The sequence below is a fragment of the Phytobacter ursingii genome (assembly GCF_001022135.1).
GTDB classification, from domain to species: Bacteria; Pseudomonadota; Gammaproteobacteria; order Enterobacterales; family Enterobacteriaceae; genus Phytobacter; species Phytobacter ursingii.
In genome coordinates this window covers 1,659,984-1,678,586 of the sequence record NZ_CP011602.1, presented here as the reverse complement: position 1 = coordinate 1,678,586, position 18,603 = coordinate 1,659,984, and the positions used below count along the sequence as shown (strand labels likewise).

The window sequence follows — 18,603 nt, the reverse complement described above, 5'->3', positions numbered from 1 at the left end:
ATACCGTTTTTCCGTTAACTTCATTGCGATAATATCGACACTCACGAATGAACAGCGTTGATCTGTTTTATCGCCAGTTCCACGACATCTTTACTGAAAGAAAAATCACCGCTCCGTAAATCAGCAGTATTAAACCAACGTGCGTCAAAAACATCCGATGCGGCAATCGGTTCTCCTCCCTGCCAGGCACAAATAACCGGGATCAGCAGATAATGGTAGTGAAGCTCTCCGGCTGCGTCGTAATCGAATGCCTCCAGGGGCACATCTTTCGCCAGGCAAATGACCCTCAGCCCGGTCTCCTCTTTTACTTCGCGTATTGCCGCCTGTTCCAGGGTTTCGCCTGCCTCGATTTTTCCCCCCGGAAATCCCCAAAAACCTGCGTCCGGTGGGTTAGAACGGCGTACAAGAAGTATACGAGATTCATGAACAATCACCCCCAGAACGGCGGCGACGGGATGTACAGTGTGTGGCATAACACTCTTTCCTGCGTGTACTGTGCCGGGAGATTGCCGGCGCAGCAGAATTCAATGCGGTTAATTTTTCACCCACTTACTCGCGGGGGCCTGATAGTTACGGAAATACGTCACGACACTTTCGACATCCGTGGAAAACGGTAACATTTCGGCGTAGCGGGCATGCATAAATCCCTCGGCAACCATTTTCTCAACCATCGCCTTTAGCGGATCGTAGTAACCATTGATATTAAGGAACGCGCAGGGTTTGTGGTGGATACCAAGCTGTGCCCAGGTCCACTGTTCGAAAATCTCTTCCAGCGTACCGGCTCCGCCAGGCAACGCGATAAAGCCATCCGACAGCGCCGCCATTTTGGTTTTTCGCTCGTGCATATTTTCAACGACGTGAAGTTCACTCAGCCCCTGGTGAGCGATCTCCTTTTCGAACAGCCCGCGAGGCATAACCCCCACCACATGTCCGCCATGTGCCAGGCAGGCATCGGCAACGGCGCCCATCAGGCCAACCTTACCGCCACCGTACACAAGAGAAATGTCAGCCGTCGCGAGGATTTTACCCACATCGCGTGCTGTTTCGATATACAGCGGATTCTCCCCGGAAGATGAACCACAAAAAATACCTATCGCTTTCATTACAACACTCCGTTGTTAGTGGAGGCGTTAATCTACCATATCTTTGTGTCAGCTTATTCGCGCCTGCGGGTTGCACATGAACGGTCTGGGCATTGAGGGAATTAAATGCGGAACAGTTGATTCAATAAGCTCAGTTTTTGTTCCGCAATTAATGCGTACACTCGCGTTAACCAATAAGGAGGTACGCATGAATATCGATAGCTGGCTCAATCAACTGTTTCACTCGTTCGCCAAACAACACAAACCAGCATGGCTACCCCAGCGCCTGTGGTTATCACCGCAGCAGAAGGTCGAGATTATCCGTGAGTTGGTCTCTCCACTGAGTAAAAAGTAAAGCGCCAGATAGGGCTGATGAAGGTAATGAACGATGCGGACACCCCATAAACAACGGAGTCAGGGATAGGTCCGCAATATTTACTCCTCTTTTTCTCCCAGTATACGCTTGATATCATTGAGTTTTGCTGTCTGACGGCGCATTTCCAGTAGGTAGAGCGCTTCATAGGCCTCAATACCAACGAGATTTTGTTCACCCAGCATATCTAAATCCTCTACCAGTAACGCAACCTCTTCCGGTGTGATTTTCGGTCTCATTGTCACTCTCCTTTGGGTTAAACAGGCCTGTTGTGCATCAAACGATCCACGACAAGCGGTAAGTATAACGATAGCAAATCCTTATTACGGCAAAAGCCGCCCGAGAGCGGCGTAGTGCTAAACGTACTTGTTTCGGTGTCGCTGGCAATAAAGCAGAAGATAGTCTTCAAATGAGGGCGGTAAATTGAACGTTATCGCCTGTTGCGCCACGTTGATACCGTAGTGTTCAAAATAATCACTGCGCGTTACATGAAACTGATCAATGAGTAGTAATGGTTTAGGCTCAGCCATCGTGCTTTTTTGCTCGTCAATGACCTTCACTAAATAGGTGTCGGAGTCTGTCGCGATAATGTCATAACGAACAAGGCGATCGCCGGATTCTGCTGACAGGTAGTGCGTTTTTATGGATGAGTAAATCATTGTCTTACCCCTTTTATAAGCGGCTCATAAAAAGTATATCCGCTCAAATCAGGAGTGAGATCTCAGCATTCACATTTCTGCCAAAGCGTTTATTCAGCCCAAATGTGGCATAAATATGACTGCCACTATTCACTGGCGGAACCAGGATAAAAACAGACGGACTCGCTAAGCTAAGCAGCACATGATCAAACACATTTAACCTTTATCCGTTAAGGCAAGGGGTCCGCCAACGATTTCCACATCAAAATCATGGCAGATCTCAAACCCTTCAGTAAGTCGCCAGACACCGGTCATTATTTTTCCTGTATCCATATCTTCAACTTTATCGTGAGTATAGTAAGCCACCTGCACAATACCCTGGTGCTGGATCCAGTAATAACCCTCTTTCATGGGGACGCTCTGCGAGTAATTCGCCGGGATGAGTGTTATGCAAGTTCACTCAACAGGTACGGCAAAAGAGAAAGACTCAATAAGGAGAAAGGAGTCTTACAGGGTGTAGAAACTGTGATGCCGGGTGCCTCCCGGTGTTCCTGACGGTCAGCCAGAAACGCATTCGCTATTCACGACTTGCATGGTATTAAGACCAGCCCCGCCGCTGAGGGGGATTCATCACGTCATAACTGTTGCTTGTCGGCTTGCCAGACCAGACCATTTAAGTTTAGTCGCACCGGGTATGTTTTACTAGTCTGGCCCTCCGCTTGTGTGCGGCATAATGAATTAATGCAAAGTAAACATATTCTTAACTAAAAAATTGATTCTGGATAGCGAAAAAACTCAACTTATTCCCCACCAGGCCGTTAATATAAATATGGGATAAAAAGTGAATGCAGATAGTCTGTCTGCCCGAGGAGAGAAAAATGCCGAAAATTTCTTTTGATCCAGAGTCCGGTGAACATAAAGTCATTGGTGTAATCACAACCGTCAATGTCAAACATGGCGGTTCCCTCTTTATCACTGAGACAGAAAATGCCGGTGTAACGACAACAACCGTCGAGTTTAATAACGGAGGGTACGTTTCTTCTACGCCAAAAGCCGAGGGATTACGTGTCGCCAGCAAAGATGTACTGATTACCTATACTGACGATCCGAACAATAAAGGCGGCGTCACAATGAATGTGACAATGGACGAGAGCGTCAAATAAATGCCTGGATTGTTTACAATGAAAGCGTCGCTTTCAGGTCGTACGGCGACGCTTTTACGATTATTTATGCACTTCCCTCTGACTGCCTGAGAAACTGGCCTGTTCCCCCGTTTTTATATCGCTCTGACCATACCGCCAAATCCTCTTTTTTAACAAATATGACCATTTCCTTCGTCATGGAAACCACGAAACTCAGGCATTGAAAGTGCCAACGCACCTACATTTCTGTTGAATATTTAGCTGACCGAATTGCATTTTTCGCCAAACGCTTTCACTTTCATTTTAAAGGTTTCAAGGTCATCTTGCTCTGCAAGTAATATGATATTTCCGCAGAGATTATTGATTTGTTCCCGGTGGGCATCCGTCAGTTTTTGCAATGCGATAGGCTGCAGAATGATAGCCGAGATATTTATTAATTTTTCACCGGACCGTTCAGATATCGCCATGATAGCGTCAGGAAAGTATCCTGGTGCACCGGCCATTACGCTGTTTATAATCAAGAAAAAATAGTCCATCGCGCACTCCCTCTCTTGAACAGGTTTTAGTACGGATTACTTTTATCGAATTGCCCGGCAGTAACGCGGCATTGATATTATCAGCATGTATGGCGCTGATTAACAAGCGTAAAATATTGGGAAGACGATCCAGATTAAAAAATCGCAATGATCCGACCGTTTTGATCTCAGCAACAAGGTGATCGTGGTGAAATTCGACGGCACAGGCTAAGGGCCGTCGAACCAGAGTGGTAGGCGTTATGAGCGTACGGCGCTTTCTTGTGCCGCCTGTTTTGCCAACGTACGCGCCAGAATTGAAGAATATAACGGTTTTCCGCCGAGAAATTGCGCGAGTAATGTCGCACCAAGGCAGGTAATAATCATGGGAAGTATTAACTGATAATTATCTGTCATCTCCAGGACCAGGACGATCCCTGTCAGCGGAGCACGAACGGACGCAGCAAAGAGTGCCCCCATTCCGGCAATCGCAAACGTACCAGCCTCAAGCCCATAGGCCGGGAATAAATCCGCCACGCCAACACCGTAGGCGGTACCCAGCACAGTGCCCAAAGCCAGCATTGGCGCGAAAATCCCGCCAGGTGCCCCGGAGCAGAAACACAGCAGTGTTGTCAGCAGACGGACCAGAAACATCACAATCAACGCATAAAAGGTATAACCCCCGTGGGCAGCGTCGGGGATCAGCTCAAAACCGCCACCGGCACCAGGCGCATAAAGGAGCGCAAGAATGCCGCAACCGCCGCCAATACATCCCCCAATCAGCAGAGTTCGTCCCGTTCGCCCGGCATAGATATGCTGAAAACCGTCCTGAAAAAGAAACACGAGGCGATTGAATAACACACCGACGAGACCAAATAACATCCCCAGCACCAGATACAGCCACAATGTATTGACCGGTGCACTGGATAACTGCCCTACGGCAATGACCGGGCTTTCGCCATTAAATATGCGAAAGACGATGCTGGCCATGATCACACCAATAAAAACGGCTTTAATGGAGATAAGGTTGTAGCGAAATTGTGGTCTCATCTCTTCAAGAATAAAGAGGATCCCCGCCAGCGGGGCATTAAACGCGGCGGCCAACCCGGCGGCGGCCCCCGTTGCCAGCAGTGAATGGCGAGCCTCGCCATGCTGTATCCGCAGCAGGTCAGTGACCATTCGGCCAATATTACCGCCAAGTTGAACGGTTGGCCCTTCTCTGCCCAGCACCATACCTGCTCCGAGTGTTCCCATGCCGCCAAAAAACTTCACAGGTATGACTCGCCACCAGCGTACAGGACGTAACTCTTCCAGCGCACCTTCGATTTCCGGAATACCTGAACCCGACGCCTCAGGCGCGAAACGTCTGACGAGAAGATAACCGAGCATCGCCAACAGCCCGGAGATGATAAAAGCCAGAACCCAAAGCAACCACCCGCTTATGTTTGCCTGATGCAAAAAGGTTGTTCGCCAGTGCTGCACGGCATTCACGGCGCGAAAGAACGCAACACCAACAAGCCCGACGAGGGTACCGACAATGGCGGCAGAAATTAATACTGCGACAGGCGTCCGGTCACGGTACAACAACGCTTTAAACATGCTTTTGCGTGCCAGTTCCGTTTCAGGAACCTGCACATCGGATGAACCAGGAAAAATCATTATTAGCTATGTCATCTACCAACAAGGAGGGAGATTTTAACGCACCTTGCGTCGAATAAACAAAAACGATGTCGTTACAGGACGTATCACCGCCATAAAAACAGTGCGCTGAGCGAGTAATAATGCCCTGTCGTGTTGATGTCGTGCCTCTGTCGTGCACAAGTCGTGTTGTTCTCTTCTGTCTTTGCACATACTTCTGCCGGACAAAACATTCCGACAGGAGAATAACCGTGACCATTTTCGGCATCATTAGTCATACCCCGTTCTGGGTATGGATACTATTTTTCTTTCTTATTCTGCGGGGTTATGCCGCACTCTCAGCGCGAGAGATGAATATCAGTCAATTATTTATTTTACCGCTACTCTTTCTGATATGGGGTGTATGGGGTTTAAAGGAAGCATTTAATTTTAATGTTGCATCTCTAATAGGGATGTCAATCGGCCTTGCGTTTGGTATTCTGGCTGGGTGGCAGTTGTGGAAAAACCAACCTCGTTTAAAAAACAAACCACACAGTGAAAAGATTATTCGGGCAGGCACACCGCTGACGCTAATCTTTATTATTAGTGCCTTCGTCTCGAAATATTGTCTGCTGGTTTGGTTATCTTTGCATCCTGAGGCGCATCATGCTGCACAATTCAGCGCGTTGTTCGGCGTTATTACCGGCCTCGTTGATGGCGTATTCTGGGGTGGGACACTGAATCTGTTTTTCTCATGGCGCAAACTGTCACCCCATGTACGAGGCGCTTAAGCCGATTCCTGGGCGGTCTGGTACCTATTATGCGGCCTGCTGTATTTATAGCAGGCCCCGTAACCTATTTACTTCTCACCGTTGCGTACCAGCTTATTCCAGGCCTCTACAAGATGCGTTTGAGAAACATAGCGGTCTGCGACAAAAGAGATGGCACCACACTTACCATTGCTAAACGTGACAAAGGCAATCTCTATGGCCAGACTTCTTACAACCGCCCCCGGGTAGATACAATTAATCTTACGCGCATAAGGTTTGACGTCGATTAATTCTACTGGTTTATCTTTGATAAATAACAGTACTTTCCTCATCTTGCATTCACATTAATAAACACGTACCTGAGTGGGATGTAATTATTACATCATACTGGCTGGCATATTAATTTCAGGAATAATCCGAGCGTAAATAACACTCATCAAAACGGCTTGCTTTCCAGATTTGCATTACTTTCTCCTTTATGACCAGAAGAAAGCAAAGATAATACAACCAGAGAATCAGTCAGCAGGGTTTAAATAATCAAATATCCAAATCCATACGCCCATCGTTTAACGATAGCTATACATGATAAATTATCACATTAAAAAATTATTTCATTATCAACTATGTCGCTTGAATCACATTGCGCCGCCTCCGCTTGCGCTTCGGTTTAACGAAAACGTAATAGTGAATAACGACGCGTAAAAAAACCGGGAATTTTCCCGGTTTTTCTTTCTTTCACAGCCTACTCGCTCAGGCCTCGGTTTTTCAGCATCGGTTCAATCTGCGGATCATGGCCGCGCCACTGGCGATAAAGTTCAGCTAAATCAGTACTATTGCCACGGGACAAAATCGCTTCACGGAATCTTTGCCCGTTTTCACGGGATAAGCCGCCCTGCTCCACAAACCACTGGAAGCCATCGTCTGCCAGCATTTGCGTCCAGAGATAAGCGTAATAACCCGCTGCGTAACCACCGCCGAAGATATGAGCAAAATAGCTGCTGCGATAACGGGGCGGTACCGCGCTGATATCAAGCCCTTCGTGGCGAATCGCCTGCACTTCAAAGGTATCGACATCACTGACCTGGGTAGCGCCATCCAGACTGTGCCAGTTCATATCCAACAGCGCCGCACTGAGCAACTCGGTCATGTCATAACCTTTATTGAACTGGGTACTGCGCAACATTTTATCGCGCAGTGCTTCCGGCATCGGTTCACCGGTCTGATAATGGCGCGCAAAACGCGTGAACACCTGCGGATGGCTTGCCCAGTGCTCATTAATCTGTGACGGGAATTCAACGAAATCGCGCGGCGTATTGGTACCGGAAAGAGTGGCATAGCGCTGGCGGGCGAACAAACCATGCAGCGTATGACCAAACTCATGAAAGAGCGTAATGACATCATCCCACGATAACAACGCTGCCTGCCCGGCTGCTGGTTTCTGGTAATTGCAGACATTGTAAATAACCGGTTTGGTGGAAAGCAGCGTCGATTGCTCGATGAAATTCCCCATCCATGCGCCGCCGCTCTTTGAGTCGCGAGCGAAGAAATCGCCGTAAAACAGTGCCAGCCCTTCATCATTCTGGTCAAAAATTTCCCAGACTCGCACGTCCGGGTGGTAAACAGGAATATCAGTACGCTCAACGAAGCGAATACCAAAGAGCCGGTTCGCGGCAAAGAATACCCCTTCGTTCAGTACCGTGTTGAGCGCAAAATAAGGGGCTACCTGCGATTCGTCGAGATCGTATTTAGCGCGTCTTACTTGCTCAGCATACCATGACCAGTCCCAGGCCTGCGCGGCGAAGCCTCCCTGCTGTTCATCGATGACCTGCTGAATATCTGCCAGTTCACGTTCAGCGCGGGCGCGAGCCGCCGGGGCAATACCGCGCATAAAATCAAATGCAGCCTGCGGAGAGCCCGCCATCTGATCCGCCGTTTTCCAACTGGCGTAATCCGCAAAACCCAGCAATGATGCCTGTTGCGCACGCAATTGCGCCAACCTTAAGACTATAGCGCGCGTGTCATTGGCATCCCCCTGCGAAGTACGTAACCAACTGGCAGTAAATAGATTTTCGCGCGTTTGACGGTCCCGCAACGCGGCCAGAGCCGGCTGCTGCGTCGTGTTTAATAGCGAAAGTAGCCAGCGATCGGTCAACCCTTTTTCTCGCGCGGCATCCGCGGCGGCGGCGATAGCGTCATCGCTCAGTCCGTCGAGTTGGTGAAGATAATCCACCACCAGGCCACCGGCTTTGTCTGCCGCCAGCAAGCGTTGGTTAAACTGGCTGGTGAGCGTCGCCGCCTCAGTATTTAATGCTCTCAGCGTAGCTTTATCGTCAGCGGAAAGCGTCGCGCCCGCCAGCATAAAACGCTGGTACATGACCTCAACCAGGCGTTTCGACTCATCATCAAGACCGGCTGATTCCCGATTGCGCCAGACAGATTCAACACGCGCAAACAGCGCGTCGTTGAGATAAATATCATTTGCCAGTTGCGCCAGTTCAGCGGAAAACGCTTCGTCCAGCTGCTGTAGAAAATCATTGGTATGCGCGGAGGTCATTGCGAAAAAGACACTGGTCACTCGCGTCAACAGCTCACCACTGCACTCCAGCGGCAACAGGGTATTATCGAACGAAGCGGGAGCCGGGTTTTGCGCAATGGCGGTCACCTCAGCCCGTTTTTCCTCAACCCCTCGATCAAATGCGGGGCGATAGTGATCCTGATGGATAAGATCGAAGCGCGGTGCCTGATACGGCAGTGCGCTGACATCGAAGAAAGGATTCGTTACCGACATATTTTACTCCTGAATGCGGTTAGTTACCCCAGACCAGACATCCAAGGTATTGGCTGTGATGATCTATCAGTAGCACAAAGTGAAGATTTTTTGCCAGGCTTAACTTAGGTTACCGCCACTGAGCGGTGCGTGCTATCGTAATACACCACAAAAAGCGTTGAGGAACAGCAAGATGATAATTTTGGTTACCGGGGCAACAGCGGGTTTTGGCGAGAGTATCACACGTCGTTTTATCGAAAATGGACACAAAGTCATTGCCACTGGCCGCCGTCAGGAGCGCCTGCAAGAACTGAAAGATCAACTGGGCGATAGTCTTTTTACCGCGCAAGTCGATGTGCGTAACCGTGCGGCCATTGAAGAGATGCTGGCAAATTTGCCTGCTGAATGGAAAGAAATTGACGTACTGGTGAATAACGCCGGGTTAGCGCTGGGACTCGAACCTGCCCATAAAGCCAATGTGGATGACTGGGAAACCATGATCGATACCAACAACAAAGGTCTGGTATATATGACCCGGGCAGTGTTGCCGGGTATGGTCGAGCGTAATCGCGGTCATATCATCAACATCGGCTCGACGGCGGGGAACTGGCCGTATGCTGGTGGCAATGTCTATGGCGCCACCAAAGCCTTTGTGCGGCAGTTCAGCCTGAATCTGCGCACCGACCTTAACGGTACCGCCGTTCGCGTGACCAATATTGAGCCGGGACTGGTAGGCGGTACGGAGTTCTCTAATGTGCGTTTTAAAGGCGATGACGCAAAAGCCGAAAAGACCTATGAAAACACCAACGCCCTGACGCCGGAAGATGTTACCGAAGCGGTCTGGTGGGTGGCTACGCTGCCGAAACACGTCAATATCAATACGCTGGAGATGATGCCCGTCAGTCAGACCTACGCGGGTCTGAGCGTCCATCGCGCTGGCTAATTTTCCCGCCCCGGCCTGCGGGCCGGGTATGGGAACGGCGTCTATTTAATGGTATGGTAGATAGGTTAACCTCTTAAAAAGTAAGTGCGAATGATCGTTGAAACCCAGCTCAACCCGACGCAACCCGTCAACCAGCAAATCTACCGTATTCTCCGTCGGGATATCGTTCATTGCCTGATTCCGCCGGGAACGCCGCTTTCTGAAAAAGAAGTGTCGATCCGTTTTGACGTTTCACGTCAGCCCGTGCGCGAAGCCTTTATCAAGCTGGCGGAAAACGGTCTTATTCAAATCCGCCCCCAGCGCGGCAGCTATGTGAATAAAATATCCCTGGCTCAGGTCCGCAATGGCTGCTTCGTCCGCCAGGCCATTGAGTGTGCGGTCGCTCGCCGCGCCGCCGGGATGATGACAGATAGCTATTGTTATCAGCTGGAGCAGAATCTTAATCAGCAGCGCACCGCCATCGAGCGTAAGCAGTTGAATGATTTCTTCCAGTTGGACGATGAATTTCACCAGAAGCTCGCGCAAATTGCCGATTGTCAGCTTGCCTGGGACACGATTGAAAACCTGAAAGCGACCATGGATCGTGTACGCTATATGAGTCTCGACCATGTATCTCCCCCGGAAATGTTGCTGCGCCAGCATCAGGATATTTTTGATGCGCTGGAAAAAAGAGACGCCGATGCGGTGGATAACGCCATGACACGCCACCTGCAGGAAATCAGCGGATCTGTGAAACTCATCAGTCAGGAAAATCGCGATTGGTTTAGTGAAGAGTAATTCCCCTCCTCCTGTTTCGTTTTTAAAACGTCGTGCTGTTTTTACCCACTAAAAAGTGTGACGTTGATCAAAAACAAAAAATCATCTGAGCAAAAGCGTTTTCATAAGGCGTCCGTGACGGGGACGCCTTGCCCCGGCATGTTTTGCGGATGATAAAAGGAGAAACCACCATGATGACTTATGATCGTAACCGTAATGCAATCACCACCGGCAGCCGCGTCATGATTAATGGCACAGGTCGTACCGGGAAAATTGTCGCTATCCATGCCGATGGACTGACACCAGCTCAGCTGCGTCGTAGCAAAACGGTAGAAGTGGAAGGTTGTGAAGGCCAGTTCGAACCTGTTGAATTGATTCGCCTTGGCCTGCATTAATGGTGTTATGCCGCCTGAGGGCGGCATTTAGATCAGAATTTCGCCGCGTACTGCGCAACCGTCGCTTTCGCTCCATTTGCCAGCAGTGCCTGATAGGCGCGTGTTACCTGCTCAACAAAGGTCTCATCTTTCGGCAGTTCAGTACCAAAAATCGCTTCAATACCCAGCAGTGCGTTAACGCGAGCGTCTCCTTCTGCGCTGCTCGCCACAGCGTTCTGAATCACAGCCAGCAGCGGATCGCTGACTTCAATCGCATTACCTTGCTCATCCACGCCGCCCACATAACGCATCCAGCCAGCAACACCCAGCGCCAGCAAATCAAAGGGATGACCATGCACACGATGCCAGCGCACGGAATCCAGCATACGCTGCGGCAGTTTCTGGCTACCGTCCATGGCAATCTGCCAGGTACGGTGACGCAGAGCCGGGTTGCTGTAACGGGCAATCAGCAGATCGGCATAATGTGCCAGGTCTACCCCTTTCACTTTCAGCGTCGGCGCTTGTTCCTGCAACATCAGCGCATGAGCGGCGCGACGGTAGTTATCATCTTCCATGCACTCATTGATGTGCTGGTAACCGGCCAGATAGCCCAGGTACGCGAGGAAAGAGTGACTGCCATTGAGCATACGCAGTTTCATCTCTTCAAACGGCACCACGTCAGAGACAAGCTCGGCCCCGGCTTTTTCCCATTGCGGGCGACCTGCCACAAAGTTATCTTCGATAACCCATTGACGGAACGGCTCACAAGCTACACCCGCCGGATCGCGCACACCCGTCAGCTGTTCGATTTTATCCAGCGTATCCGCCGTCACAGCGGGAACAATACGGTCCACCATGGTTGACGGAAACGTCACATTCGCTTCAATCCAGTCGGCAAGTTCTGCATTTACTGCGCGGGCATAAGCGCAAATGACATTACGTGTTACATGGCCATTTTCCGGCATGTTATCGCAGGACATCACAGTGAAGGCGCCCAGCCCTTTCGCTTTACGACGCGCCAGTGCTTCAACAATTACCCCGGCGGCAGATTTCGGTTGTTGCGGGTGTTGTAAATCAGCGGCGATAAACGGGTGATCGAGCATCAATTGCCCGGTAGCCGGCGAGTGGCAGTAACCCTTTTCCGTAATCGTCAGCGACACAATCGCCACCTGTGGTTCGCACATTGCCGCGAGAACCGTTTCCAGACCATCAACCTGGGCATGCAGTGCACGTTTTGCGACGCCAACAACACGCGCAGTCCAGGCATCAGCCGACATTTCCGCCACAGTATAGAGATTATCCTGTGCTTTCAGATCGGCAATTTGCTGCTCACCGCCAATCAGGTTGACCTCACAATATCCCCAGTCGCTGCCATGTTCTGCAGCCAGAATATCGGCATAAACGGACTGGTGTGCGCGATGGAACGCGCCAAAGCCGAGATGCACAATGCGAGAGACAAGACGTTGACGGTCGTATGCCGGAACAACGGCATTCGCCTTTAACAGCTGATTTTCCATGGTTTTACTCATTTGATAGTTAAAAATCGCTTCATTGCGGTGAGTGACATCATCATGTTGTAAACCATCTCATTTGATTGGTATGACATCTTTGATTCAGGTCAACTACCATACAAGAAGGATGAGGTTTTGCCGTTGTTTTAATGAATTGTCACCTCCAGCGAGGAGGTGACAAAAGAAGGTCAGTTAGTCCTATCTTTAATTATCAGTGTTGTCCCCACTGCTGATACTCCCCCTGGCGTCGGCGTGGGGCGGTTTCAGGCATCAGCGCAAGTATGACTGAAATCACACCCAATACGATGACATACGCCGCCATACCGTAATAATGCCCACCCGTCATCTGCAGGATTTTCACCGCAACCAGCCCCAGCACGCCGCTACCGATCAGCGAGCCGACCTGCCAGATCAGGGCGATACCGCTGCAACGGATATGTGTCGGGAACAATTCCGGGAAGAACGAGGCCTGGGGGGCATAACACATGCTGTGGCCAAAGGTAATAACCATCACCATCGCTATCTGCGTCAGCCAATAGCTGTCCTGATTGATTGCGAGGAAGAACGGAATAATGGCGATCACTTGTAATAATGCTCCGGTGATATAAACCGGTTTACGGCCAATTTTGTCGCTTAACGCCCCCATCGCCGGGATGGCAATAATTTCCAACAGTACGGCGACGATCATGGCATCCATCAGAATATTGGCGCTTAAGTTATTCGCTTTACCGTAAGCCAGCACAATCACGGTAAACATGGCAAAGGTACAGGCTTCAATTAATTTTGCGCACACCCCTTTCACCACAATGCCCGGATAATGACGGATGACTTCGACAACCGGGCGGGATTCAACCGCTTTGGTTTCGCGAATTTTGGCAAACACCGGTGACTCATCAATACGTAAGCGAATAAACAGGCCGACGATCACCAACAATGCGCTCAGCAGGAATGGAATACGCCAGCCGTAATCCATCATCGCCTCTGGCGAGAGAACGCCGTTGAGTAAAGCAAAGAGCGCCATCGGCAACAGGAAGCCGGCTGGCGCGCCAATTTGTACCCAGCTCGCAAAAAAGCCCCTGCGTACCGGTGCGGAGTATTCGGCGGTCATTAATACCGCCCCCGCCTGTTCTCCCCCGACGCCAAAACCTTGTAATACACGGATCAGGATGAGTAATACCGGCGCCCAGATACCGATTTTTTCATACGTCGGTAATAAGCCGATGCAGAATGTCCCCAGGCCCACAATTAAAATGGTGATGACCAGGGCTTTTTTACGCCCGACTTTATCGCCGATATGGCCAAAGACGATGCCGCCCAACGGACGGGCTAAAAAACCGACCGCATAGGTGGCAAATGCCGCCAGGGTACTAATAAGGGGATCGCTGCTGGGGAAAAAGAGATGACCAAAAAACAGAACGGCCGCCGTGCCGTAAGCGAAGAAATCATAATATTCCGCCGCAGTACCGATCGCCGACGCAGTGGCGACACGTTTGATTACAGGCGTATTGTCTGTTGCGTTTTTGATATCCACTGAACTAACCATAATTATATTCCCGAGTAAGAGAGTTATTATTTAATGAACGTCCATGTCAACGAGCGTTATTACCAGTTCCACAACGTGCCATCTTCCAGCCGGGCAACCGGCAGACAGGCAGGGTCATAGGGGTATTTCGCCGCCAGTTTTTCGTCAAACTCGATGCCGAGGCCAGGTCTGTCGCCTGGATGCATATAGCCGTTATCAAAGCGCCAGCTATGCGGGAAGACCTCGAGCATTTGCTCTGAGTAACCCATGTATTCCTGAACACCGAAGTTCGGTACCCACAGATCGAAATGCAGCGCCGCTGCATGGCAAATGGGTGAAAGATCGGACGGGCCATGCGAGCCAGTACGTACCTGGTAGAGTGAAGCGAAATCAGCGATACGACGCATACCGGTGATGCCGCCCGCATGGGTAACCGTGGTACGGATATAGTCGATAAGCTGCTCTTCGATAAGCTGCTTGCAGTCCCAGATGCTATTGAAGACTTCGCCAACGGCGATTGGCGTAACGGTATGCTGGCGAATCAGACGGAAGCACTCCTGGTTTTCCGCGGGTGTCGGGTCTTCCATCCAGAACATGCGGAACGCTTCAATGCTTTTGCCAAAGCGCGCGGCCTCAATGGGCGTCAGACGGTGATGCATGTCATGCAACAAATGTTCATTGAAACCGAATTTACTGCGCACGGCATCGAACAGTTTCGGGGTGAAATCGAGGTACTTTTCGGTGGACCAGAGTTGTTCTTCCGGCCACAGACCTTTGGTTGCCGGTTCGTAGGCCAGACCTTTGCCTTTCGCCATACCGTAGGTGGTTTTCATTCCCGGTACGCCGCACTGCACGCGAATCGCTTTAAAGCCCATCTCTTTATGCCGCGCGTAATCTTCCAGCACATCATCAATGGTGTGACCGGTCGTGTGGCAATAGACCATTACCCCGTCGCGAGAGGCGCCGCCCAGCAACTGATACAACGGCATATTGGCGGCTTTGGCCTTGATATCCCATAATGCCATGTCCACTGCGGATATCGCCGACATAGTCACCGGGCCACGGCGCCAGTACGCACCTTTATAGAAGAACTGCCAGATATCTTCGATGCGATGTGCATCTCGCCCCACTAACTGTGGGCAAAGATGATCTTTCAAATATGACGCTACGGAGAGTTCGCGGCCATTAAGGGTGGCATCGCCGAGCCCAACAATACCGTCATCGGTGGTGATTTTGACGGTAACGAAATTACGCCCCGGACAGGTGACAAAAACCTCAGCTCCAACAATTTTCATTTCTTATTCCTTGCCTCTTTCATTGCGATGCAGGGAATTTACGCAACTGAGCTACTACCATACAAGTATAATGATCAAAAAAGCCGCGACCGATCACAAAACATGCGCTCAGGCGCGCCCCCACCCGGCAACGATGATCAGCATGCCGCAAAGGGCAATGGTGGCCCCCATCCAGTCATACAGGCTGAGCTTCACCCCATCGACCACCCGCAGCCAGAGTAAGGCGGTGCAGACATATACCCCGCCGTAAGCGGCATACACTCTTCCACTGGCGGCAGGATGCAGTGTCAGCAGCCAGACAAAAAGCGCCAGCGCTGCCGCAGCCGGAAGCAGTAACAACGGCGTAGCGCCCCGTTTCAACCACAGCCAGGGTAAAAAGCAGCCAACGATTTCACATAAGGCGGTCAGAAAGAAAAGCAGGGTTGTCTTGATCATCTCTCGCGTTTTCATTATGTCGTGATTGAACTATCTTAACGGATAACCCACTAATATGTGGACACCCGGCAGGGTATGCGTCCAGGGATGAATCGAGTAGAATCGCTCTGTAGCTTTTAGATCCCCTCAAGAAGGAAATTGCAATGAACATTTCACTGAGCAAACGCCTGTGCCTGACGGCAATGCTGACGCTGGGTGCCATCGTGTACACCGCCAGCGCCCCAGCGCAGACCAATAAGTTAGTGATTGAATCCGGCGACAGCGCACAAAGCCGCCAGCAAGCAGCCATGGAAAAAGAACAGTGGGATGACACCCGTTCGCTGCGCCACAAAGTCAACAAACGCGTGGAAAAAGAGTGGGATAAGACTGACGTCGCCTTTGACGCCCAGGATAACTGCCACAAAAGCGCCAACGTGAATGCATACTGGGAACCCAACACCCTGCGCTGCCTTGACCGCCGCACCGGCCGTCAGATTACGCCGTAACCCCTCTTTCGTACCCCGGGCGTTAACCAACGCCCGCCTTCGCGTTGTTAAAAGGATTTCATATGACCGACGTTGCTCATATCAAACTTCGTCCGCTCGAACGTGAAGATTTGCGTTTTGTGCATCAACTGGATAACAACGCCAGCGTCATGCGTTACTGGTTCGAAGAACCGTATGAAGCCTTTGTCGAGCTGTCAGATTTATATGACAAGCATATTCACGATCAAAGTGAACGCCGTTTTGTGGTGGAATGTAATGGCGATAAAGCCGGTCTGGTCGAATTGGTTGAGATTAACCACGTTCACCGCCGGGCCGAATTCCAGATAATCATTTCGCCTGAGCATCAGGGAAAAGGCCTCGCCACCCGCGCGGCAAAACTGGCGATGGACTACGGCTTTACGGTATTAAATCTGTATAAGCTCTATCTGATCGTGGATAAAGAGAATGAGAAAGCCATCCACATCTACCGCAAACTCGGGTTTATGGTGGAAGGCGAATTGATTCACGAATTTTTTATTAACGGTGAGTACCGTAATACCATCCGGATGTGCATTTTCCAGCAGCAATACCTGGAAAACCATAAAAGCAGCGGCGGGACCTTACTGAAGCCCACCGCGCAATAAGCGCGGCGGTCAACGCCATCAATAGTATTCGATGGTGTTCTTGATGCTGTATTTCTTCGCAACAGAAGGCGTCACGCTCGTATCGACAATCTCTAACTGGCAGGCTACCGGATTATCATGCTTGTCGTACTCGCAGCTCTGTTTGACATTACCCAGTGGTTTATCGTTCAGCGTGCTGACCGACGTGTAATCAAGCTTCTTACCTTTTATATTCGACGGGGTCGAGATAACTGACAGATGCATATCTTTCGAGGTTGTTGATTTCCCCAGCGGATAGCCTTCGTCGTCGTAGCGGTAGTTCACTTCTACATCTTTGCCGCGTGCGGAAGAGATAAAGCCGCGCTCATCCGTCTCCCAGGTCAGACCTGCGCTGGGGAATTCCGCCAGCTGGCATTTCCCCTGCAGACGCAGACGCTTTTCCTGCGTGTCGGCATCAAGGTAATAGTTGGCATTCAACACCAGCGAAACCCCGGTGTTGTTTTCCAGGTCGTGCAATTCCAGTGAATCGAAACACCCTTCTTTGGACATCGTCCCGCTGACGCGCTTCGATACCTCACCTTTCTCATTCAGTAATGTCTGGCTGAAATCTTTTACTGGACCGCGTAGTGGGTCAAAGTCGAATTCATTCGAAAAACTCGCCATCTCCGGCGTAAAAGATACAGGTCCTTTGCTATCATCGCAGCCCGCCAGCGTGGCGACCAGAGCGATGAGTATCATTTGTTTTTTCAATAGGTTCACCCAAATTTCACAATGCGTTGCGCTTATCTTAGCAAATCTTGTAATTATTCGGGCAGTGGGAATCTCATTTCGTCACAGAAAGAGGGGGTTTACCCCCGATGCCCGGCAAAGCCAGCTCCGTGGTTTAGCGTTATCCCCCCGGCGAAAGTGCCCAGTATCGGGATGGATATCGACAATGTCGATTTCACCAAAGAACCTTTCGATTGCGCCATCCTGCCTGGTAACGGACATTTCGGTGCGGGAACGCGCGGTTTACATCTGTTTGATGAATGGTCGCTCCCCCTTTGTGCCCCGGATTTGCTTGAAAGACGCGCGATAATCTGTCGTCCTGCGAGCTTATCCCCCCTCACGCGAACGACGGGACTGACAGCGATGGGGGACATGGCGTTACGATTGGCGATTTTCTGCTCATCCAGACCGCGATGGATCAACACCTTCTCGCCCCACCGTTCCCACTGGCGATCGGTACTGGCGAGGGTTTTTACCTGGTGTGACCTGCTGATTCGGCACGGCAAAACAATATTGATAAGCTTGCCCGTTTTCTACAGAAAATACACCACGCTATATATTTTATAATATAGCGATGCAAAACTGAGATAATGCGCATTCCTGTTTTATGCTGATTTGGCTTAGCCTTATATCTCAGTTGCTATGCATTTAACGTTATTAATGTAGAAGGAGTCGCAAATGAAACATTCACTCTGGTTAGGTGCACTTTTATTCCTCGGTTCGGTCTCCGCTTATGCCGCGCCGGATTCCTGCGAAAGAGTAAAAAACGATATACAACAAAGGATTATAAATAACGGCGTACCAGAAACAGACTTTACGCTCACCATCGAACCTAACGATCAAAGTAGCGCGTCTGGTGCGCAGGTAGTGGGTCATTGCAGTAATGACAACTGGAAAATTGTTTATACCCGCACCCGGGGTAGCGCAAACTCACAATCTGGTGAAATAACGCCGCAAGAGAGTGACAAACCCGCCGCGCAATAAATTTATTTCCCTGCAAAAATAATGGGG

At 50.4% G+C, this 18,603-nt stretch carries 23 protein-coding genes; 9 read left to right on the top strand and 14 right to left on the bottom strand.

Features of this window, described 5'->3' with window-relative positions; all coding sequences use genetic code 11:
* Nucleotides 1-41 precede the first annotated feature (41 nt).
* Together AB182_RS11470 and AB182_RS11465 are read right to left on the bottom strand one after the other, a co-directional pair.
* Nucleotides 42-473 (bottom strand): NUDIX hydrolase, encoded by a 432-nt coding sequence (locus AB182_RS11470; RefSeq protein WP_047370200.1) that lies wholly within the window; start codon nt 471-473, stop codon nt 42-44.
* A 60-nt stretch (nt 474-533) separates the two neighbouring features.
* A complete protein-coding gene (locus AB182_RS11465; RefSeq protein WP_047370199.1) occupies nt 534-1,103 on the bottom strand; it encodes an LOG family protein in 570 nt (189 codons plus the stop codon).
* A 187-nt stretch (nt 1,104-1,290) separates the two neighbouring features.
* On the opposite strand from AB182_RS11465, the gene AB182_RS32575 reads away from it, so the two are divergent.
* A complete protein-coding gene (locus tag AB182_RS32575) occupies nt 1,291-1,437 on the top strand; it encodes a hypothetical protein (RefSeq protein ID WP_167337877.1) in 147 nt (48 codons plus the stop codon).
* Nucleotides 1,438-1,517: 80 nt separating this feature from the next.
* Here the strand turns inward: AB182_RS32575 and AB182_RS32570 are convergent, their stop codons facing one another.
* The 3 genes from AB182_RS32570 to AB182_RS11455 form a co-directional block, all read right to left on the bottom strand.
* The gene (locus tag AB182_RS32570) at nt 1,518-1,694 is read right to left on the bottom strand and encodes a hypothetical protein (RefSeq protein WP_167337876.1); all 177 of its coding nucleotides are present in this window, start codon (nt 1,692-1,694) and stop codon (nt 1,518-1,520) included.
* A 117-nt stretch (nt 1,695-1,811) separates the two neighbouring features.
* Nucleotides 1,812-2,114 (bottom strand): hypothetical protein, encoded by a 303-nt coding sequence (locus tag AB182_RS11460; RefSeq protein WP_047370198.1) that lies wholly within the window; start codon nt 2,112-2,114, stop codon nt 1,812-1,814.
* Between the two features lie 195 nt (nt 2,115-2,309).
* The gene (locus AB182_RS11455) at nt 2,310-2,504 is read right to left on the bottom strand and encodes a hypothetical protein (RefSeq protein WP_047370197.1); all 195 of its coding nucleotides are present in this window, start codon (nt 2,502-2,504) and stop codon (nt 2,310-2,312) included.
* Nucleotides 2,505-2,971: 467 nt separating this feature from the next.
* Here AB182_RS11455 and AB182_RS11450 point away from each other — a divergent pair, with 467 nt between their 5' ends.
* Complete coding sequence (locus tag AB182_RS11450; RefSeq protein WP_047370196.1) at nt 2,972-3,256, top strand: hypothetical protein; 285 nt, start codon at nt 2,972-2,974, stop codon at nt 3,254-3,256.
* Between the two features lie 236 nt (nt 3,257-3,492).
* On the opposite strand, the gene AB182_RS11445 is transcribed toward AB182_RS11450, so the two are convergent.
* Together AB182_RS11445 and clcA are read right to left on the bottom strand one after the other, a co-directional pair.
* Entirely contained in the window at nt 3,493-3,771 is a 279-nt protein-coding gene (locus tag AB182_RS11445) for a hypothetical protein (RefSeq protein ID WP_047370195.1), read from the bottom strand.
* 237 nt (nt 3,772-4,008) lie between these two features.
* On the bottom strand, nt 4,009-5,346 hold the full coding sequence (gene clcA / locus AB182_RS11440; RefSeq protein WP_263406546.1) for a H(+)/Cl(-) exchange transporter ClcA: 1,338 nt from the start codon (nt 5,344-5,346) through the stop codon (nt 4,009-4,011).
* A gap of 290 nt (nt 5,347-5,636) precedes the next feature.
* On the opposite strand from clcA, the gene AB182_RS11435 reads away from it, so the two are divergent.
* Nucleotides 5,637-6,155, top strand: a complete 519-nt coding sequence (locus tag AB182_RS11435; protein ID WP_047370193.1) for a DUF6622 family protein — start codon at nt 5,637-5,639, stop codon at nt 6,153-6,155.
* A gap of 68 nt (nt 6,156-6,223) precedes the next feature.
* Here the strand turns inward: AB182_RS11435 and AB182_RS11430 are convergent, their stop codons facing one another.
* On the bottom strand, nt 6,224-6,466 hold the full coding sequence (locus AB182_RS11430) for a hypothetical protein (protein ID WP_047370192.1): 243 nt from the start codon (nt 6,464-6,466) through the stop codon (nt 6,224-6,226).
* Between the two features lie 410 nt (nt 6,467-6,876).
* Entirely contained in the window at nt 6,877-8,922 is a 2,046-nt protein-coding gene (gene dcp / locus AB182_RS11425; RefSeq protein ID WP_047370191.1) for a peptidyl-dipeptidase Dcp, read from the bottom strand.
* A 172-nt stretch (nt 8,923-9,094) separates the two neighbouring features.
* Between dcp and ydfG the strand changes: the two genes are divergently transcribed.
* The 3 genes from ydfG (at nt 9,095) to ydfZ (ending at nt 10,995) form a co-directional block, all read left to right on the top strand.
* Nucleotides 9,095-9,844: a bifunctional NADP-dependent 3-hydroxy acid dehydrogenase/3-hydroxypropionate dehydrogenase YdfG gene (ydfG, locus tag AB182_RS11420; protein WP_047370190.1), complete on the top strand. Its 750-nt coding sequence runs from the start codon at nt 9,095-9,097 to the stop codon at nt 9,842-9,844.
* Nucleotides 9,845-9,934: 90 nt separating this feature from the next.
* Nucleotides 9,935-10,621, top strand: a complete 687-nt coding sequence (locus AB182_RS11415) for a GntR family transcriptional regulator (RefSeq protein ID WP_047370189.1) — start codon at nt 9,935-9,937, stop codon at nt 10,619-10,621.
* A 170-nt stretch (nt 10,622-10,791) separates the two neighbouring features.
* A complete protein-coding gene (ydfZ, locus tag AB182_RS11410) occupies nt 10,792-10,995 on the top strand; it encodes a putative selenium delivery protein YdfZ (protein ID WP_047370188.1) in 204 nt (67 codons plus the stop codon).
* A gap of 32 nt (nt 10,996-11,027) precedes the next feature.
* Here the strand turns inward: ydfZ and AB182_RS11405 are convergent, their stop codons facing one another.
* The 4 genes from AB182_RS11405 to AB182_RS11390 all read right to left on the bottom strand — a co-directional run bounded on the left by AB182_RS11405 (nt 11,028) and on the right by AB182_RS11390 (nt 15,737).
* On the bottom strand, nt 11,028-12,491 hold the full coding sequence (locus AB182_RS11405; protein ID WP_047370187.1) for a mannitol dehydrogenase family protein: 1,464 nt from the start codon (nt 12,489-12,491) through the stop codon (nt 11,028-11,030).
* A 205-nt stretch (nt 12,492-12,696) separates the two neighbouring features.
* Nucleotides 12,697-14,028: an MFS transporter gene (locus AB182_RS11400; protein ID WP_047370186.1), complete on the bottom strand. Its 1,332-nt coding sequence runs from the start codon at nt 14,026-14,028 to the stop codon at nt 12,697-12,699.
* Nucleotides 14,029-14,087: 59 nt separating this feature from the next.
* Complete coding sequence (manD, locus tag AB182_RS11395) at nt 14,088-15,302, bottom strand: D-mannonate dehydratase ManD (RefSeq protein ID WP_047370185.1); 1,215 nt, start codon at nt 15,300-15,302, stop codon at nt 14,088-14,090.
* 108 nt (nt 15,303-15,410) lie between these two features.
* Nucleotides 15,411-15,737, bottom strand: coding sequence for a YnfA family protein (locus tag AB182_RS11390; RefSeq protein WP_047370184.1), 327 nt, complete (start codon nt 15,735-15,737; stop codon nt 15,411-15,413).
* Between the two features lie 143 nt (nt 15,738-15,880).
* On the opposite strand from AB182_RS11390, the gene AB182_RS11385 reads away from it, so the two are divergent.
* Both AB182_RS11385 and speG read left to right on the top strand, forming a co-directional pair.
* On the top strand, nt 15,881-16,222 hold the full coding sequence (locus AB182_RS11385; RefSeq protein WP_039078872.1) for a DUF1283 family protein: 342 nt from the start codon (nt 15,881-15,883) through the stop codon (nt 16,220-16,222).
* Between the two features lie 62 nt (nt 16,223-16,284).
* A complete protein-coding gene (gene speG / locus AB182_RS11380; RefSeq protein WP_047370183.1) occupies nt 16,285-16,845 on the top strand; it encodes a spermidine N1-acetyltransferase in 561 nt (186 codons plus the stop codon).
* A gap of 18 nt (nt 16,846-16,863) precedes the next feature.
* Here the strand turns inward: speG and AB182_RS11375 are convergent, their stop codons facing one another.
* Nucleotides 16,864-17,562 (bottom strand): YnfC family lipoprotein, encoded by a 699-nt coding sequence (locus AB182_RS11375; protein ID WP_177328614.1) that lies wholly within the window; start codon nt 17,560-17,562, stop codon nt 16,864-16,866.
* 708 nt (nt 17,563-18,270) lie between these two features.
* Here AB182_RS11375 and AB182_RS11370 point away from each other — a divergent pair.
* Nucleotides 18,271-18,576, top strand: a complete 306-nt coding sequence (locus tag AB182_RS11370; protein ID WP_047370181.1) for a DUF1161 domain-containing protein — start codon at nt 18,271-18,273, stop codon at nt 18,574-18,576.
* Nucleotides 18,577-18,603: the final 27 nt, after the last annotated feature.

Coding starts and splice junctions, on each gene's coding strand:
- AB182_RS11460 (WP_047370198.1), bottom strand. CDS start 2,114: ATGATTTACTCATCCATAAAAACGCACTACCTGTCAGCAGAATCCGGC.
- AB182_RS11445 (WP_047370195.1), bottom strand. CDS start 3,771: ATGGACTATTTTTTCTTGATTATAAACAGCGTAATGGCCGGTGCACCA.
- AB182_RS11385 (WP_039078872.1), top strand. CDS start 15,881: ATGAACATTTCACTGAGCAAACGCCTGTGCCTGACGGCAATGCTGACG.
- ydfZ (WP_047370188.1), top strand. CDS start 10,792: ATGATGACTTATGATCGTAACCGTAATGCAATCACCACCGGCAGCCGC.
- clcA (WP_263406546.1), bottom strand. CDS start 5,346: ATGTTTAAAGCGTTGTTGTACCGTGACCGGACGCCTGTCGCAGTATTA.
- AB182_RS11430 (WP_047370192.1), bottom strand. CDS start 6,466: ATGAGGAAAGTACTGTTATTTATCAAAGATAAACCAGTAGAATTAATC.
- AB182_RS11370 (WP_047370181.1), top strand. CDS start 18,271: ATGAAACATTCACTCTGGTTAGGTGCACTTTTATTCCTCGGTTCGGTC.
- AB182_RS32570 (WP_167337876.1), bottom strand. CDS start 1,694: ATGAGACCGAAAATCACACCGGAAGAGGTTGCGTTACTGGTAGAGGAT.
- speG (WP_047370183.1), top strand. CDS start 16,285: ATGACCGACGTTGCTCATATCAAACTTCGTCCGCTCGAACGTGAAGAT.
- AB182_RS11455 (WP_047370197.1), bottom strand. CDS start 2,504: ATGAAAGAGGGTTATTACTGGATCCAGCACCAGGGTATTGTGCAGGTG.
- manD (WP_047370185.1), bottom strand. CDS start 15,302: ATGAAAATTGTTGGAGCTGAGGTTTTTGTCACCTGTCCGGGGCGTAAT.
- AB182_RS11470 (WP_047370200.1), bottom strand. CDS start 473: ATGCCACACACTGTACATCCCGTCGCCGCCGTTCTGGGGGTGATTGTT.
- ydfG (WP_047370190.1), top strand. CDS start 9,095: ATGATAATTTTGGTTACCGGGGCAACAGCGGGTTTTGGCGAGAGTATC.
- AB182_RS11450 (WP_047370196.1), top strand. CDS start 2,972: ATGCCGAAAATTTCTTTTGATCCAGAGTCCGGTGAACATAAAGTCATT.
- AB182_RS32575 (WP_167337877.1), top strand. CDS start 1,291: ATGAATATCGATAGCTGGCTCAATCAACTGTTTCACTCGTTCGCCAAA.
- AB182_RS11400 (WP_047370186.1), bottom strand. CDS start 14,028: ATGGTTAGTTCAGTGGATATCAAAAACGCAACAGACAATACGCCTGTA.
- AB182_RS11390 (WP_047370184.1), bottom strand. CDS start 15,737: ATGATCAAGACAACCCTGCTTTTCTTTCTGACCGCCTTATGTGAAATC.
- dcp (WP_047370191.1), bottom strand. CDS start 8,922: ATGTCGGTAACGAATCCTTTCTTCGATGTCAGCGCACTGCCGTATCAG.
- AB182_RS11375 (WP_177328614.1), bottom strand. CDS start 17,562: ATGATACTCATCGCTCTGGTCGCCACGCTGGCGGGCTGCGATGATAGC.
- AB182_RS11465 (WP_047370199.1), bottom strand. CDS start 1,103: ATGAAAGCGATAGGTATTTTTTGTGGTTCATCTTCCGGGGAGAATCCG.
- AB182_RS11405 (WP_047370187.1), bottom strand. CDS start 12,491: ATGGAAAATCAGCTGTTAAAGGCGAATGCCGTTGTTCCGGCATACGAC.
- AB182_RS11415 (WP_047370189.1), top strand. CDS start 9,935: ATGATCGTTGAAACCCAGCTCAACCCGACGCAACCCGTCAACCAGCAA.